Source organism: Streptomyces sp. NPDC025651 (assembly GCF_055558735.1).
Window position 1 is genome coordinate 26491 of sequence record NZ_JBVHLZ010000020.1, and the last position, 16045, is coordinate 42535.

General features: G+C 72.1%; 12 protein-coding genes. 8 read left to right on the forward strand and 4 right to left on the reverse strand.

Annotated elements, in window-relative coordinates; genetic code table 11:
• Window positions 1-176: 176 nt before the first annotated feature.
• From hppD to ACZ4D5_RS41075, 7 genes are all read left to right on the forward strand, one after another.
• Window positions 177-1280, forward strand: coding sequence for a 4-hydroxyphenylpyruvate dioxygenase (gene hppD / locus ACZ4D5_RS41045; RefSeq protein ID WP_467777615.1), 1104 nt, complete (start codon window positions 177-179; stop codon window positions 1278-1280).
• A 76-nt stretch (window positions 1281-1356) separates the two neighbouring features.
• Window positions 1357-2460 carry an alpha-hydroxy acid oxidase gene (locus tag ACZ4D5_RS41050; protein WP_467777715.1) on the forward strand — a complete coding sequence of 368 codons (1104 nt, stop codon included), beginning with the start codon at window positions 1357-1359 and terminating at the stop codon, window positions 2458-2460.
• 346 nt (window positions 2461-2806) lie between these two features.
• Window positions 2807-5164, forward strand: coding sequence for an ATP-binding cassette domain-containing protein (locus tag ACZ4D5_RS41055; RefSeq protein WP_467777616.1), 2358 nt, complete (start codon window positions 2807-2809; stop codon window positions 5162-5164).
• A gap of 144 nt (window positions 5165-5308) precedes the next feature.
• Window positions 5309-6409: a LacI family DNA-binding transcriptional regulator gene (locus ACZ4D5_RS41060; RefSeq protein ID WP_467777617.1), complete on the forward strand. Its 1101-nt coding sequence runs from the start codon at window positions 5309-5311 to the stop codon at window positions 6407-6409.
• A 39-nt stretch (window positions 6410-6448) separates the two neighbouring features.
• Window positions 6449-7420: a substrate-binding domain-containing protein gene (locus tag ACZ4D5_RS41065; protein WP_467777618.1), complete on the forward strand. Its 972-nt coding sequence runs from the start codon at window positions 6449-6451 to the stop codon at window positions 7418-7420.
• Window positions 7421-7435: 15 nt separating this feature from the next.
• Window positions 7436-8995, forward strand: coding sequence for a sugar ABC transporter ATP-binding protein (locus ACZ4D5_RS41070; protein WP_467777619.1), 1560 nt, complete (start codon window positions 7436-7438; stop codon window positions 8993-8995).
• A complete protein-coding gene (locus ACZ4D5_RS41075) occupies window positions 8992-10008 on the forward strand; it encodes an ABC transporter permease (RefSeq protein WP_467777620.1) in 1017 nt (338 codons plus the stop codon). The genes ACZ4D5_RS41070 and ACZ4D5_RS41075 overlap by 4 nt, the downstream gene beginning before the upstream one ends.
• Here ACZ4D5_RS41075 and ACZ4D5_RS41080 read toward each other — a convergent pair whose 3' ends face one another.
• The 4 genes from ACZ4D5_RS41080 to ACZ4D5_RS41095 all read right to left on the reverse strand — a co-directional run bounded on the left by ACZ4D5_RS41080 (window position 10009) and on the right by ACZ4D5_RS41095 (window position 15026).
• The gene (locus ACZ4D5_RS41080) at window positions 10009-11523 is read right to left on the reverse strand and encodes an acyl-CoA synthetase (RefSeq protein ID WP_467777621.1); all 1515 of its coding nucleotides are present in this window, start codon (window positions 11521-11523) and stop codon (window positions 10009-10011) included.
• A gap of 90 nt (window positions 11524-11613) precedes the next feature.
• A complete protein-coding gene (locus ACZ4D5_RS41085) occupies window positions 11614-12360 on the reverse strand; it encodes a succinate dehydrogenase/fumarate reductase iron-sulfur subunit (protein WP_467777622.1) in 747 nt (248 codons plus the stop codon).
• Window positions 12357-14315, reverse strand: a complete 1959-nt coding sequence (locus tag ACZ4D5_RS41090) for a fumarate reductase/succinate dehydrogenase flavoprotein subunit (protein ID WP_467777623.1) — start codon at window positions 14313-14315, stop codon at window positions 12357-12359. The genes ACZ4D5_RS41085 and ACZ4D5_RS41090 overlap by 4 nt, the downstream gene beginning before the upstream one ends.
• A gap of 3 nt (window positions 14316-14318) precedes the next feature.
• A complete protein-coding gene (locus ACZ4D5_RS41095; RefSeq protein ID WP_467777624.1) occupies window positions 14319-15026 on the reverse strand; it encodes a succinate dehydrogenase in 708 nt (235 codons plus the stop codon).
• 95 nt (window positions 15027-15121) lie between these two features.
• On the opposite strand from ACZ4D5_RS41095, the gene ACZ4D5_RS41100 reads away from it, so the two are divergent.
• Window positions 15122-15997, forward strand: coding sequence for a LysR family transcriptional regulator (locus ACZ4D5_RS41100; protein ID WP_467777625.1), 876 nt, complete (start codon window positions 15122-15124; stop codon window positions 15995-15997).
• The last annotated feature ends 48 nt before the right edge of the window (window positions 15998-16045 follow it).

Here is a 16045-nt window from a genome sequence, read left to right on the forward strand (position 1 = left end):
CGATGGGCCAGCCGATTTTATGCACCCGCCACCGCGACCCACCAGGCCCGCTGTTTCGATTCGCCTTTCTTGACGGCTGCCTATTCCCGCGCACCGTCCATATTCCCGTTGGCCAGACCCGAGATCGGCCTCGTAGAGTCCACATCGCTCATTTCTCTCCGGATCTGGAGACATTCATGAGGGATTTATCAAAGGCAGCGGATCCGCTCGCGGATCTCTCGCTCGACTACGTCGAGATGTACGTCGAGGACCTGGACGCCGCGGCGTCCTCCTGGACCGACAGGTACGCCTTCACGGTGGCGGGCACCAGCGAGTCCGCGGAGGCCCGCGGCATCGCGCTCCGACACGGCGAGATCACTCTCGTCCTCACCCAGGCGACCTCGGAGCAGCATCCCGGGTCGGCGTACGTCCTCGACCACGGCGACGGCGTCGCCGACATCGCCCTGCGCACCGCCGACGCCGACGCGGCCTTCCACGCGGCGCTCGCGCGCGGCGCCCTGGCCCACCGGGGCCCCGAACGGCACACGGACGGCGGCCCGCCCGTCACCGCCGCGGTCCGCGGGTTCGGCGACACCGTCCACACGCTCGTCCAGCGCGGCCCCGACGAGGGGCCCGGGCTGCCCCCCGGCTACGTCCCCGTGACCGCTCCGAGCCGTGCGCAGGCCGACGAGGTGGGCCTGTTGGAGCTGGACCACGTCGCGGTCTGCCTGAACGCGGGCGACCTCGGCCCGATGGTCGACTACTACCGCGACGCCCTCGGCTTCCGCGACATCTTCGAGGAGCGCATCGTCGTCGGCACCCAGGCCATGGAGTCGACGGCCGTGCAGAGCCGCTCCGGCACCGTGACCCTCACGCTCATCGAGCCCGACACCTCGGCCGCCTCCGGGCAGGTCGACGAGTTCCTCAAGGACCATCACGGTCCCGGCGTCCAGCACCTGGCGTTCTCGGCGCGCGACGCGGTGCGGTCGGTGCGGGCCCTGTCCGAGCGCGGCGTCACCTTCCTGCGCACGCCGTCGTCGTACTACGACCTGCTGGGCGCCCGCGTCGAGTTGAGCGCGGAGCGCCTGGACGACCTGCGGGCGACGAACGTGCTCGCCGCCGAGGACCACGACGGCCAGCTCTTCCAGATCTTCACCGCCTCGTCGCATCCGCGGGGCACGCTGTTCTTCGAGATCATCGAACGCCAGGGCGCGGCGACCTTCGGCAGCGCGAACATCAAGGCGCTCTACGAGGCCGTGGAGCTGGAGCGCACGAGGCAGCGTGGATTCCATCAGCGCTGAGGCGGGGGCGGTGGCGGTGGCCGGGAGCACGGCCCCCGCCGACGGCGTCCGGGGCGCGGCGGGCGGCGTCCGGTCCCTGGCCGACGTCTGTTGCGTGGCCGACGCCGAGCGTGCCGCCGCCGCTCTCCTGCCCGCCGCCGTACGGGACTTCGTGGCGGGCGGCAGCGGTGCCGAGACGACGCTCGACGCCAACCGCGCCGCCCTGGACCGGGTCTTCCTCGTGCCGCGCGTGCTCCGTGACGTGTCGGCGTGCGCGACCGGGACGACGCTGCTCGGGCGGCCCGTGCGCATGCCGGTGGCGGTCGCGCCGATCGCGTATCAGCGCCTGGTGCACCCCGAGGGCGAACTGGCCGCCGCCCGGGCGGCGCGGGCGGCGGGCGTGCCGTTCACCGCGAGCACGCTCAGCAGCGTCCCGGTGGAGCGGCTCACCGAGGCCGGCGGGACGGTCTGGTTCCAGCTGTACTGGCTGCGCGAGACCGGGCGCTCCCTCGACCTGGTCCGGCGGGCCGAGGACGCGGGCGTGGAGGCGGTCGTCCTGACGGTCGACGTGCCGTGGATGGGGCGCAGGCTGCGCGACGTACGCAACCGGTTCACGCTGCCGGACCATGTGCGGGCGGCGCATCTCGCCGAAGGGCCGTCGGCGGCGCACCATGCGCCGGCGGACGCGGCCTCCGCGCTCGCCGTCCACACCGAGGCGGCGTTCTCCCAGGCCCTGACCTGGTCGTCCGTGGCCGCGCTGCGGGAGCGGACGCGGCTTCCGCTGGTCCTCAAGGGCGTCCTCGCCCCCGAGGACGCGGTGCGGGCCGCCGAGTGCGGGGTCGACGCGGTGGTGGTCTCCAACCACGGGGGCCGCCAGCTGGACGGCGCGGTACCGAGCGTGGACGCGCTGCCCGCCGTGGTGTCGGCCCTGGCGGGACGGTGCGAGGTCCTGCTGGACAGCGGCATCCGCAGCGGCACGGACGTGCTGAGGGCGCTGGCGCTCGGCGCGTCCGGCGTCCTGGTCGGGCGGCCCGCGCTGTGGGGCCTGGCCCTGGGCGGCGAGGCCGGCGCCCGGCGGGTCCTCGACCTGTTCGCCGAGGAGTTCCGGGACGCGCTGGGCCTCGCGGGCTGCGCGGACGTGGCGGCGGCGAAGGACCTGCGAGCAACCCACAACACGGCGCCCCCGCCACCGGGGCCGTGAAACGGCCCCTCAACCACAGACCGCACCACAAGCCCTGCCGCCCACCGCACCGCAGCCCGCGCCCCGTCGCCGGGCGGCCGTCGCCCGGCGGCCTGCCGCCCGCCGTACCGGCGCCCATCGCCGTTGTCCGCCGCGCCGCGGCCCGTCGCCCGTCGCACCACCGGCCGCGTACCGTCGCCCACCGCCCTCAGCACCACCGCACCGCCGCCCACCGCGCCCTCGCCCCCTCCACGAAGAAGTACGCGAGCCCCTGGGCCGCCGCGCCACGTGCCCCTCCCCCGGGTCGCGCCCGGGGGCACGGCCTAGAATCGTGGGGTTTGTCCCCGAGCCGCGTACGGAGTCCCCCATGCACAGCCCCCACGACCCGTTCGTACGCGTCCGGGGTGCCCGGGAGCACAACCTCCAGGGCGTCGACGTGGACATCCCCCGCGACGTCCTCGCCGTGTTCACCGGCGTCTCCGGATCCGGCAAGTCCTCGCTGGCCTTCGGGACCATCTACGCCGAGGCCCAGCGGCGCTACTTCGAGTCCGTCGCCCCGTACGCCCGACGGCTGATCCACCAGGTGGGCGCGCCGAAGGTCGGCGAGATCACCGGGTTGCCGCCCGCGGTCTCGCTCCAGCAGCGCCGCTCGGCCCCCACCTCGCGCTCCTCCGTCGGCACGGTCACCACCCTGTCCAACTCGCTGCGGATGCTCTTCTCGCGCGCGGGCAGCTACCCGGAGGGCGCCGAGCGGCTCGACTCCGACGCCTTCTCGCCGAACACGGCGGCGGGCGCCTGCCCCGAGTGCCATGGCCTGGGCCTCGTCCACCGCACCACCGAGGAACTCCTGGTGCCCGACCCGTCGCTCTCCGTCCGAGAGGGCGCGATCGCCGCCTGGCCCGGCGCCTGGCAGGGCAAGAACCTCCGCGACGTCCTGGACACCCTCGGCTACGACGTGGACCGCCCCTGGCGCGAGCTCGCGCAGCAGGACCGCGACTGGATCCTCTTCACGGACGAGCAGCCCGTGGTGACCGTGCACCCGGTGCGCGACGCCGGGCGCATCCAACGCCCTTACCAGGGCACGTACATGAGCGCCCGGCGCTATGTGATGAAGACGTTCTCGGACTCCAAGAGCCAGACGCTGCGCGCCAAGGCCGAGCGGTTCCTGGCGAGCGCGCCGTGCCCGGCGTGCGGCGGGAGCAGGCTGCGCCCGGAGGCGATGGCCGTGACGTTCGCGGGACGCACGATCGCCGAGCTCGCCGCGCTGCCGCTGTCCGAGCTGGCCGACGCCCTTGCGGGACAAGCGGGTTCGTCGGAGACCGCCCGCGTCCTGACCGAGGACCTGATCGCGCGCATCGCGACCGTCACCGAGCTCGGCCTCGGCTATCTCAGCCCGGACCGCGCCACACCCACCCTCTCCGCGGGCGAACTGCAGCGCCTGCGCCTCGCGACCCAGCTGCGCTCGGGGCTCTTCGGCGTCGTGTACGTCCTGGACGAGCCGTCGGCAGGGCTCCATCCGGCGGACACCGAGGCCCTGTTGACGGTCCTGGACCAGCTCAAGGCGGCGGGCAACTCCGTGTTCGTCGTGGAGCACCACCTCGATGTCATACGGCACGCGGACTGGCTGGTCGACGTCGGCCCGCAGGCGGGCGAGCACGGCGGGCGGGTGCTGCACAGCGGCCCGGTGGCCGAGCTCGCGGGGGCCCGCGACTCGGCGACGGCCCGCTTCCTCTTCGACCGGAACCCCGCTCCCGTACGTGACGTGCGCACCCCCCAGGGCTGGTTGAAGGTCGGCCCGGTCACCCGGCACAACCTGCGCGAGGTGACGGCGGAGATCCCGCTCGACGCGTTCACGGCGGTCACGGGCGTCTCGGGCTCGGGCAAGTCCACGCTCGTCGGCGAGATCACCGAGGACCTCGCGGGGGTCGAGCGGCTGGTGCGCGTCGACCAGAAGCCGATCGGGCGCACGCCCCGCTCCAACCTCGCCACCTACACCGGGCTCTTCGACGTCGTCCGCAAGGTCTTCGCCGCCACGGACACGGCGAGGGAGCGCGGCTACGGCGTCGGCCGCTTCTCCTTCAACGTGGCGGGCGGGCGCTGCGAGACCTGCCAGGGCGAGGGCTTCGTCAGCGTCGAACTGCTCTTCCTGCCGAGCACGTACGCGCCCTGCCCGGCCTGCGCGGGCGCGCGCTACAACCCCGAGACGCTCGAAGTGACGTACCACGGAAGGAACATCGCGGAGGTGCTCGACCTGACCGTCGAGGCCGCGGCGGACTTCTTCGCCGACACCCCGTCCGTCGTACGCAGCCTGCGCACGCTGCTCGACGTCGGCCTCGGCTATCTGCGGCTCGGCCAGCCGGCCACGGAGCTGTCGGGCGGCGAGGCCCAACGCATCAAACTGGCCAGTGAGTTGCAGCGCGTCCGGCGGGGCCACACCCTCTATCTCCTGGACGAGCCGACGACGGGCCTGCACCCGGCGGACGTCGAGGTCCTCACGCGCCGCCTGCACGAACTCGTCGACGCCGGCAACTCGGTGGTCGTCGTCGAGCACGACATGGCGGTGGTCGCGGGCGCCGACTGGGTGATCGACCTCGGCCCCGGCGGCGGCGACGAGGGCGGGATGATCGTGGCGGCCGGCACCCCCGCTGACGTGGCACGGGCCGAGGGCAGCCGCACCGCGCCGTATCTGGCGCGGGCGCGCGGCGCGGACGACGGGCGGGACTGAGCCCGCGGGCGAGGGACGGGGCCGAAACACCGCCTTGTGGCGCCCCGCGGGCCCGGCCGATCCTGACGCAACACGAGTTGCCAACTCGTGTTGCGCGCCGAGTGATGGGCCCAGGAGTACGCCGACCCGCGCGGGAGGCCCCGTATGGCGACACGGCAGGACGTGGCCCGGCTCGCGGGCACCTCGCCCTCGGTCGTCAGCTATGTGGTGAACAACGGACCCCGGTCCGTGGCACCCGCCACCAGGGCGCGGGTCCTCGCGGCCGTCCGGGCGCTCGACTACCGCCCCAACGGGGTCGCCAGATCGCTGCGCATGCGCCACACGACGACGCTCGGCCTGGTCGTCCCGGACGCGGCGAACCCGTTCTTCGCCGAGCTGGCCCGCGCCCTGGAGGACCACGCCTGGGCTGCGGGCTACACCCTGCTCGTGGGCAACAGCGTGGACGACGCCGGGCGCGAGGCCGGCTATCTGCGGACGTTCCTGGACCGGCGGGTCGACGGGCTCGTCCTGATCCCCTCCCGGGGCGACCGGCCCTGGCGCGCCGAACTGGCCCGCTCCGGCGTGGCCCGTCTGGTCCTCGACCGCGAACTGGAGGGCGTGGCCGCCTCGCACGTCCTCGCCGACAACGTCGGCGGCGCCCGCGACGCGACGCTGCATCTGCTCGCCCACGGCCGGCGCCGCGTCGGGTGCGTCGCGGGCCCCGAGGGCATCCACCCGACCGTGGACCGTGTCGCGGGCTGGCGTTCCGCTCTGGCGGACGCGGGCCTCGCGGCGGGCACCGGCGCGGACGGCGGCGGGAACACGGCCGCCGCGCCGCTCCTGCACGGCTCGTTCGACCGGCTCGACGGCTACCGCTCGGCCCTCGCCCTGCTGTCGGGGGACCGCGGGGTGGACGCCCTCTTCGTCACCTGCGACACCCAGGCGGCGGGGGTGATACGCGCGGCGAGCGAACTCGGCATCAGGGTCCCCGACGACCTCGCGCTGGTCGCGTTCGACGGAATCGCGGCGGCAGCGTACACGACTCCGGCGCTGTCCACGATGCGCCAGCCGTTCGAGGAGCTCGGCCGTACCGCGGTGCGCCGACTGCTCGCCCACGTCAGGGATCCGGACCTCACCCCCACGCGGGACGTCCTGCCGGTGACGCTGATCGCCCGGGGCTCGTGCGGCTGCCCGGACCCCGAGGGCGGCGTCCCCGGCGCCCCGGCGGCGTCCGGCGGCCCGGGAGCGCGTCCCGGCATCCCGTGAACGACCGGCCATCCCCCACCACTGGAAGGCAGTTACGCGATGAAGCACCGCACCACCGCTCTCACCCTCGCCTGTGCCCTCGGTGCCGCGGCGGCCCTGACCGCCTGCGGACAGGAGGGCGAGGGCTCGGCCGCCGACAAGCCCGGCGACGGCGGGCGCCACACCGTGTGTCTGGTGATGAAGTCGCTGGGCAACGAGTACTTCCAGGTGATGGAGAAGGGCGCGAAGGCGCACGCGAAGAAGCGGGACGACCTCGGCCTGAAGACCAGCGGCATCCAGAACGAGACGGACATCGACGGTCAGGTCGCGGCGATCAACCGCTGTGTCACCGACCGCGCCGACGCCCTCGTGATCGCGCCCGCCGACTCCCGCGCCCTGGTCGCGCCCCTCCAACGGGCCGAGAAGCAGGGCCTGAAGGTCATCAACATCGACGTGAAGCTCGACGACGGCGCCCTCAAGGCCGCCGGCATGAAGGTCCCCTTCGTCGGCCCCGACAACGAACGGGGCGCCCGTCTCTCGGGCGACGTCCTGGCCAAGGAGCTCGGCAAGGGGGCCGAGGTCGCCCTCCTGGAAGGCAGCCCCGGCGCCGACAACGCGCGTCAGCGCGCCGCCGGTTTCCGCGCCGCTGCCAAGGCGGGCGGCCTGAAGGTGGTCTCCTCCAAGACGGCGCACTGGGAGACGGACGAGGCGTACAACGTGCTGGGCAACATGCTCACCGCGCATCCGGGCATCAAGGGCGTCCTCGCCTCCAACGACTCGATGGCGCTGGGCGCGTTGAAGGCCGTCGACGCCAAGAAGGCCGCCGCCTCCGTGAAGATCGCCTCGTTCGACAACATCGAGGCCATCCGCCCGTACGTGAAGAAGGGCCGGGTCGTCGCGACGGTCGACCAGTACGCGGCGAAGCAGGCGGCCGACGGCATCGACCAGGCGATGAAGGCGATCGAGGGCGACGAGCCGACGGGCTGGGTGAAGACCGACGTCAAGGTCGTCACCGCCGACGATCTGAACTGACGGCGGGTGTGTGGCATGGACGTACGCGCGAAGGACCGCGGCGACGGACCCGTCCTGGAGGTCGCGGACGTCTCGAAGGCGTTCCCCGGAGTCCTCGCCCTCGACGGCGTCCGCCTGGATCTGGTCCCCGGCGAGGTGCACGCCCTCGTCGGGGAGAACGGCGCGGGCAAGTCGACCCTCGTGAGGATCCTCGCGGGCACGCAGCCGCCGGACAGCGGCACGATGCGGCTCGGCGGCGCGCCCTACGCACCGGGTGACGCGGCGGCGGCGATGCGGGCCGGCGTGCAGGTGGTGCACCAGGAGTTCCACCTGGTGCCGCACCTCTCCGTCGCCGAGAACCTCTTCCTGCGGCGTCTGCCGCGCCGCCACGGCTTTGTGGACCGGCGCGCCCTGCACCGCGGCGCCCGGGAGCTGCTCGCCGAGGTCGGTCTGGAGGTGCGGCCGCAGACCGAGGTGGAGCGGCTCGGCATCGCGCAGATGCAGCTCCTGGAGATCGCGCGCACGCTGCACCAGGAGTGCCGGGTCCTGGTGATGGACGAGCCGACGGCGACCCTCACCCCGCGCGAGACCCGGCGCCTCTTCGCGCTGCTGCGGTCCCTGACCGGGCGCGGCACGGCGGTCCTGTTCATCTCCCACCATCTGGAGGAGGTCTTCGAACTCGCCGACCGGATGACGGTGTTGCGCAACGGCCGTCATGTGGTGACCAAGGACGTCGCGGGCACGGACACCGCCGAGGTGATCCGGCTGATGGTCGGCCGCGACATGGAGCGGGAGTACCCGCCGTACGTGCCGCGCACGCCGGGGCCCGAGCTGCTGCGCGTGCGGGGTCTCACGCCGCGCGGCGGCGCCCCGGTCTCGTTCGCGCTGCGCGCCGGTGAAGTGGTGGGCGTGGCGGGCCTGGTGGGTTCGGGGCGCACGGAGACCGTGCGGGCGCTGTTCGGCGCCGACCGCGCGATCGGCGGGCAGGTCCTGGTGAAGGGCAGGCCGGTGCGGATCAGGGGACCGCGCGACGCCGTGCGGCACGGCATCAGCCTGCTGACGGAGGACCGCAAGGGGCAGGGCCTCGTCCTGGATCTGCCGCTGTCGGCGAACGTGACGCTCGCCGCGACGGGCCGGGTCTCGCGCGCGGGGCTGCTGCGGCGCGGCGCGGAGGACCGCATCGCGCGCGAGACGGTGGAGCGGCTGCGGGTGCGAACTCCCGGGGTGCGCACGGTCGTTCGTACGCTGTCGGGCGGCAACCAGCAGAAGGTGGTCCTCGGCAGATGGCTGCTGGCGGGCGCCGACGTCCTGGTGGTGGACGAGCCGACGCGCGGCATCGACGTGGGCGCGCGGTACGAGATCCACCAGCAGCTCGTCGACCTCGCGGCGGACGGCAGGGCGCTCCTCGTCGTCTCCTCCGACCTGCCGGAGCTGATGGGCATCTGCGACCGTCTGCTCGTCTTCTCGCGCGGCCGGGTCGCGGGCGAGGTGGCCCGCGCCGACTTCGACAGTTCCCACATCCTCGCGCTGGCCTACTCCGGCTACACGAACGGGAACGGCTCGGCCGACGGTACGACGAAGGGTGCCCCCGCATGACGTCCGCTCCGCCCGCCGCCCCGCGTCCCCTCGAAGACCGCTCCACGGTCGGCTCCCTCGCCCGCCGGGCGATGGGCGAGGCGGGCACCGGGATCGCCCTGCTCGCCCTGGTGGCCGTCTTCACGTCGGCCGCGCCGAAGTTCGCCACCACCGGCAACCTCACCAACATCGCCACCGAGATCACCCTGAACACGATGCTGGCGGTGGGCCTGACCTTCGTCATCCTGGTCGGAGGCATCGATCTGTCGGTCGGTTCGGTGATGGCGCTCTCGGCGGTGGTCGCGGGCGACGTGCTCACGAACGAGGACCTCTCGGTGGGCGCGGCGGTGACGCTGGCCGTCCTGGTGGCCGTCGCCGTCGGCATGGCCTGCGGCCTGGTCAACGGCTTCGTGTCGGAGCGCTGGCGCGTCCCCTCCTTCATCGTCACGCTCGGCATGCTCAACATCGCCCGGGGCGCCGCCCTCGACTACACCGACGCCAGGACGCAGTACGACTTCCCGCAGGGCTTCAGCCGCTTCGGCACCTCGACGCTGCTCGGCGTCCCGGCCCTCTTCTGGATCGCGCTCGCCATGGTCGCGGTCGGCCATCTGGTGCTGACGCGGACGGTGTTCGGGCGCCTCGCCCTCGCGATCGGCTCGAACGAGGAGGCGGTACGCCTGTCCGGGCACCGCACCTCCGTGGTGAAGGTGGCGGTCTTCGTGATCGCGGGGTTCTGTGTCGGCATCGCCGCGATCACGTACATGGCGCGCCTGAACATCGCGTCGCCGATCCTCGGCGGCGGCTACGAACTCAGCGCCATCGCGGCCGTGGTGATCGGCGGGGCGTCGCTGTCCGGCGGCAAGGGCTCCATGATCGGCACACTGCTCGGCGCGTGTCTGCTCGGCGTGCTCACCAACGGCCTTCTGCTGATGGGCGTCTCGGACTTCCAGCGGCAGATGATCACCGGTGGCGTGATCATGGTCGCGGTGGTGGTGGACCACTACCGCGGCCGTCTCGCGGCGCGGCTCGGCTGATCACGCGTTCCGGTAGGCGTCGCGCAGCCGGGACTTCGCCAGCTTGCCCGTGGGCGTGCGCGGCAGGCGCTCGGTGAAGTCGACGCTGCGGGGGGCCTTGTAGTGGGCCATCCGCTCGCGCGCGAACGCGACGAGCTCACGCGCCAGTTCGGGCCCCGGGGTGATGCCGGGCTCGACCTGGACGACCGCCTTGACCGTCTCGCCCATATCGGCGTCCGGCACCCCGACGACTGCCACGTCGGCGACGGCGGGGTGCAGCACGAGGACGTCCTCGGCCTCCTGCGGATAGACGTTCACGCCACCCGAGATGATCATGAAGGCCTTGCGGTCGGTGAGGAAGAGGTAGCCGTCCTCGTCGACGTGGCCGATGTCGCCCGTGGTGGTCCAGTTCGGGTGCTGGGGGTGCTGGGCCTCACGGGTGCGGGCCTCGTCGCCGTGGTAGCGGAAGGGCGTCTCGTCGCGCTCGAAGTAGACGGTGCCGGTCTGGCCGGGCGGCAGGACGCGGCCCTCCTCGTCGCAGATCCGCAGGTTCCCGAGGAAGCCGTCGCGCCCGACGGAGCCGGGCTTGCGCAGCCACTCCTCGGGCGAGATGAAGGTGATGCCGTTGCCCTCCGTCGAGGAGTAGTACTCGTACAGGACGGGCCCCCACCACTCCATCATCCGCCGCTTGACCTCGACGGGACAGGGCGCGGCGGCATGGATGGCGATCTTCATCGACGAGGTGTCGTAGCGCTCGCGCACCTCGGCGGGCAGCTTCAGCATGCGCACGAACATCGTCGGCACCCACTGACTGTGCGTCACCCGATGCCGCTCGACGGCCGCGAGGGCCGCTTCGGCGTCGAAGGAGTCCATCAGGACGACGGTGCCGCCGAGCGCGGTCACCACGCCGCAGAAGCGCAGGGGCGCCGCGTGGTAGATCGGCGCGGGGCAGAGGTAGACGGTGTCCTCGCCGAAGCCGTACATGGCCTGGAAGACGACGGTGTACGTCGTGGGCTGCTCGCGCACGTCCCCCTCGGGCAGCGGCGGCTTGACGCCCTTGGGCCGGCCCGTGGTGCCGGAGGAGTAGAGCATGTCGGTGCCGAGCGGCTGCCTGCGCGGCGGCACGGCGGACGCTGCGTCCAGCGCCTTGTCGTACGTACCGTCGTCGAGGCCGAGCACGTGCGGCGGGCCGCCCGCCAACTCCCTCAGGCGCTGGCCCAGTTCGGCGAGCGAGCCGGAGACGATCAGCACGCGGGCCCCGCAGTCCCGCACGATGTACGCGGCGTCGTCCGCGCTCAAGTGGTGGTTGACGGCGGTGAGATAGAGGCCCGAGCGCAGGGCGGCCCAGTAGATCTCCAGCGCGCGCGGGTCGTTGTCGCAGAGCAGGGCGAAGTGGTCGCCCCGACGCAGTCCCGCGGCCCGCAGATGGTCCGCGAGCCGCAGGGAGCGTTCTTCGAGTTGTCCGTAGCTGAGGGCCCGTGTGCCGTCGGCGGTGACGACGGCGGGCCTGGAGGGTTCGTACGCTCCCGGATACATGGGGCCGAAGCTACGCGCCCCGCAGGGGCACGGGGAACTGCGCGATCAGCCACATCAGACCCATGGATTCCCACCGGCCCCGTCGGAGAACTACCGGCTCACCTTCCGAGTGGCCCGCAGCCACTCCTTGTTCATGGCGGCGATGGAGGGCAGCGGAATGCCCTTCGGGCATGCGGTCGCGCACTCCCCGGTCAGCGTGCAGCCGCCGAAGCCCTCCTCGTCCATCTGCGCCACCATGTCCAGGACGCGAGTCTCCCGCTCGGGGGCGCCCTGCGGAAGCACGTTGAGATGGTTGACCTTGGCGGAGGTGAACAGCATCGCCGAGCCGTTGGGGCAGGCGGCCACGCACGCCCCGCAGCCGATGCACTCCGCGTGCTCGAAGGCGGAGTCGGCGTCCGGCTTGGGCACGGGGGTGGCGTGCGCCTCGGGCGCGGAACCGGTGTTGGCGCTGATGTAGCCGCCGGACTGGATGATGCGGTCGAAGGCCGAGCGGTCCACCACCAGGTCCTTGACGACCGGGAAGGCGGCGGCGCGCCACGGCTCGATGTCGATCGTGTCGCCGTCCTTGAAGGACCGCATGTGGAGCTGGCAGGTGGTGGTGCGCTCGGGGCCGTGCGCGTCGCCGTTGATGACGAGCGAGCAGGCACCGCAGATGCCCTCGCGGCAGTCGTGGTCGAAGGCGACGGGGTCGTCGCCCTTGACGATGAGCTCTTCGTTGAGGGTGTCGAGCATCTCCAGGAAGGACATGTCGGAGGAGATGCCGTCCACTTCGTACGTGGACATCGCGCCGTCGGCGTCGGCGTTCTTCTGGCGCCAGACGCGCAGGGTGAGCTTCATGCGTAGCTCCGCTGAGTGGGGTGGACGTACTCGAAGACGAGGTCTTCTCTGTGAAGGACGGGGGCGTCGCCGCTGGCGGTGAACTCCCAGGCGGCCGCGTACGAGAACTCCTCGTCGACGCGGGCGGCCTCGCCGTCGGAGGTCTGGGACTCCTCGCGGAAGTGGCCGCCGCAGGACTCGGCGCGGTGCAGGGCGTCGAGGCACATCAGCTCGGCGAGTTCGAGGTAGTCGACGATGCGGTTGGCCTTCTCCAGGGACTGATTGAACTCCTCCCCGGTGCCGGGCACCTTGATGCGGCGCCAGAACTCCTCGCGGATCTGCGGGATGCGCTCCAGGGCCTTGCGCAGCCCCGTCTCGGTGCGCGCCATGCCGCAGAACTCCCACATGACTTCGCCCAGTTCGCGGTGGAAGGAGTCGGGGGTGCGGTCGCCGTCCACGGACAGGAGGAGGTTGAGGCGGTCCTCGGTCTCGGCGAGGACCTCCTGCACGACAGGGTGGTCGTCGCTCACCTCGTCCTTGTGCGGGTTGCGCGCGAGGTAGTCGTTGATGGTGGACGGCAGCACGAAGTAGCCGTCGGCGAGGCCCTGCATGAGGGCGCTCGCGCCGAGCCGGTTCGCGCCGTGGTCGGAGAAGTTGGCCTCGCCGATCGCGAAGAGCCCGGGGACGGTGGTCTGCAGGTCGTAGTCGACCCAGAGGCCGCCCATCGTGTAGTGCACGGCGGGGTAGATCCGCATCGGCACCTCGTACGGGTTCTCCGCGGTGATCCGCTCGTACATGTCGAAGAGGTTGCCGTACTTCTCCTCGACCTTCTTCTTGCCCATCCGCTGGATGGCGTCGGCGAAGTCGAGGTACACGCCCTGGCCGCCGGGGCCCACACCGCGGCCCTCGTCGCAGACGTTCTTGGCGGCGCGCGACGCGATGTCACGCGGGACGAGGTTGCCGAAGGAGGGGTAAATGCGTTCCAGGTAGTAGTCGCGCTCGTCCTCGGGGATCTCGCCCGCGGGGCGGGTGTCGCCCTTGGCCTTGGGCACCCAGATGCGGCCGTCGTTGCGCAGCGACTCGCTCATCAGCGTGAGCTTGGACTGGTGGTCGCCGGTGCGCGGGATGCAGGTGGGGTGGATCTGGGTGAAGCAGGGGTTGGCGAAGTAGGCGCCGCGCCGGTGGGCCCGCCAGACGGCGGTGGCGTTGGAGTTCATGGCGTTGGTCGACAGGTAGAAGACGTTGCCGTAGCCACCGGAGGCGAGGACGACGGCGTCGGCGAAGTACGTGTCGATCTTGCCGGTGATCAGGTCGCGGGCGACGATGCCGCGGGCGCGCCCGTCGACGACGATCAGGTCCAGCATCTCCGTACGCGGGTGCATCTCCACGTTCCCCGCGGCGATCTGCCGGCTGAGCGCCTGGTAGGCGCCGAGGAGCAGCTGCTGCCCCGTCTGCCCGCGGGCGTAGAAGGTCCTGGACACCTGGACGCCGCCGAAGGAGCGGGTGTCGAGGAGCCCGCCGTACTCACGGGCGAACGGCACGCCCTGCGCGACGCACTGGTCGATGATCTCGACGGAGATCTGCGCGAGGCGGTGCACGTTGGACTCGCGGGCGCGGAAGTCGCCGCCCTTGACGGTGTCGTAGAAGAGGCGGTGGATCGAGTCGCCGTCGTTGCGGTAGTTCTTCGCGGCGTTGATGCCGCCCTGCGCGGCGATGGAGTGGGCGCGGCGCGGTGAGTCCTGGTAGCAGAACTGCACGACGTGGTAGCCCTGTTCGGCGAGCGTGGCGCCCGCCGAGCCACCCGCGAGGCCGGTGCCGACGACGATCACGGTGTGCTTGCGGCGGTTGGCGGGGTTGACCAGCTTCGCCTGGAAGCGGCGGGTGTCCCAGCGCTCGGCGATCGGCCCGGTGGGGGCCTTGGTGTCGACGACCGGTTCGCCGGTCGCGTAGTCGGCGTACTCACTGGAGTAGTTCATGGGTCAGCTCACCAGTCCGGTCATGACGGCCACGGGTACGGAGACGAAGCCCACGACGAGCACCAGGGCGAGGCCGTTCGCGAGGGTCTTGAGGACGCGGTCGCGGGTCGCGGTGCCCACGCCCAGGGTCTGCGCGGCGCTCCACAGTCCGTGCCGGACGTGGAAGCCGAGGGCGACGACGGCGACGATGTAGATGACGTTGCCGTACCAGGTCGAGAAGGTGTCGATGATGTTCTGGTACGGGTGCAGGTGCTGGTAGGTGCCCGGGTGCACGGTGCCGGTCGTCAGGTCGAGGATGTGCCAGACGATGAAGAGGCCGAGGATGACCCCGCCCCAGCGCATGGTGCGGGTGGCGAAGCTCGCCTCACGCCGCTTGTGCACGTACTTGGTGGGGCGCGCCTTGATGTCGCGACGGCTCAGCTGGTACGCGGAGGTGGCGTGCGCGACGACCGCGACGACGAGGACCGCGCGGACCAGCCAGAGCGTCCACTCGTAGTGCATGAACGGCTCGCCGACCGTGCGCAGCCAGTGCGCGTAGTGATTGATCTCCTCGGGACCGAAGAAGATCTTCAGGTTTCCGACCATGTGCGCGACCAGGTAGAGCAGCATGATCAGGCCGCTCACCGCCATCACGGTCTTCTTGCCGATGGTGGAGTCCCAGAGCGTGCGGGTCATGGACGGCCGTTTGTCCGTCCGCGTTGCCAGAGCCATGTCACAGACGCTACGGCCGAAAGTCCCGATCGGTCCAAGAGATGGTTCAGCTCATCTCGATAGCCGTTGCCTATGGAGCGACGTATCGTGCCGGTATGCAATTCCAGCAGCTGCACTACTTCGTCGCGGTCGCCGAGACCCGGCACTTCACGCGGGCCGCGGAGGCGGTGCACGTCTCGCAGCCCTCGCTCTCGCAGCAGATCCGGGCCCTGGAGAAGGAGCTGGGCGCGGAGCTGTTCAGCCGGGCGCGCGGCAACATCGCGCTGACCGACGCGGGGGAAGCCCTCCTTCCGCTGGCCCGCAGGATCCTCGCGGACGCGGACACCGCCCGCATCGAGGTGCAGGAGCTCGCGCAGCTGCGCCGCGGCCGCATCCGCCTGGGCGCGACGCCGAGCGTGTGCACGGGTCTGCTGCCCGAGGTGCTGCGCGCCTTCCACGACCGGCACCCCGGCATCCAGCTCCTCGTCGAGGAGGGCGGCTCGCACGATCTCGTACGCGAACTGGCGCGCGGCGCCCTGGACCTGGCCCTCGTGGTGCTCCCGCTGCCCACCCCCTCGCCCGCACTGACGACCGTGGAGCTGCTGCGCGAGGACCTGGTCGTGGTGTCGGCGCCCCGCTCGCGCGGACTCGGCGACTCGGTACGGATCGCGGACCTGCAGGGCGAACGCCTCGTGATGTTCCGCCACGGCTACGACCTGCGCGAGCTCACCGTCGCCGCCTGCCGCGCCGAGGGCTTCGAGCCCGAGTTCGCGGTGGAGGGCGGCGAGATGGACGCGGTGCTCGGCTTCGTGCGCGCGGGGCTCGGGGTGGCCGTCGTGCCGCGCATGGTCGCCGAGCGCTCGGGCTCCGGCCTGCGCGTGACCCCGCTGTCCAGACCGAGCCTGCACCGCACGATCGCCCTGGCCCACCGCAGCGACGTGGCACCGCCGAGGGCGGCCCGCGAACTCCAACGCATGCTCCTGGAACACTGAGGCTCCCGGCAGGTCCCGCGCGGCTCTACAGTGTCCCTCCCGGTGGCG

What these genes read in the sequence shown, in the direction of transcription:
- ACZ4D5_RS41070 (WP_467777619.1), top strand. Translation starts at nt 7,436, where the DNA reads ATGGACGTACGCGCGAAGGACCGCGGCGACGGACCCGTCCTGGAGGTC.
- ACZ4D5_RS41060 (WP_467777617.1), top strand. Translation starts at nt 5,309, where the DNA reads ATGGCGACACGGCAGGACGTGGCCCGGCTCGCGGGCACCTCGCCCTCG.
- ACZ4D5_RS41055 (WP_467777616.1), top strand. Translation starts at nt 2,807, where the DNA reads ATGCACAGCCCCCACGACCCGTTCGTACGCGTCCGGGGTGCCCGGGAG.
- ACZ4D5_RS41095 (WP_467777624.1), bottom strand. Translation starts at nt 15,026, where the DNA reads ATGGCTCTGGCAACGCGGACGGACAAACGGCCGTCCATGACCCGCACG.
- ACZ4D5_RS41085 (WP_467777622.1), bottom strand. Translation starts at nt 12,360, where the DNA reads ATGAAGCTCACCCTGCGCGTCTGGCGCCAGAAGAACGCCGACGCCGAC.
- ACZ4D5_RS41100 (WP_467777625.1), top strand. Translation starts at nt 15,122, where the DNA reads ATGCAATTCCAGCAGCTGCACTACTTCGTCGCGGTCGCCGAGACCCGG.
- hppD (WP_467777615.1), top strand. Translation starts at nt 177, where the DNA reads ATGAGGGATTTATCAAAGGCAGCGGATCCGCTCGCGGATCTCTCGCTC.
- ACZ4D5_RS41080 (WP_467777621.1), bottom strand. Translation starts at nt 11,523, where the DNA reads ATGTATCCGGGAGCGTACGAACCCTCCAGGCCCGCCGTCGTCACCGCC.
- ACZ4D5_RS41075 (WP_467777620.1), top strand. Translation starts at nt 8,992, where the DNA reads ATGACGTCCGCTCCGCCCGCCGCCCCGCGTCCCCTCGAAGACCGCTCC.
- ACZ4D5_RS41065 (WP_467777618.1), top strand. Translation starts at nt 6,449, where the DNA reads ATGAAGCACCGCACCACCGCTCTCACCCTCGCCTGTGCCCTCGGTGCC.
- ACZ4D5_RS41090 (WP_467777623.1), bottom strand. Translation starts at nt 14,315, where the DNA reads ATGAACTACTCCAGTGAGTACGCCGACTACGCGACCGGCGAACCGGTC.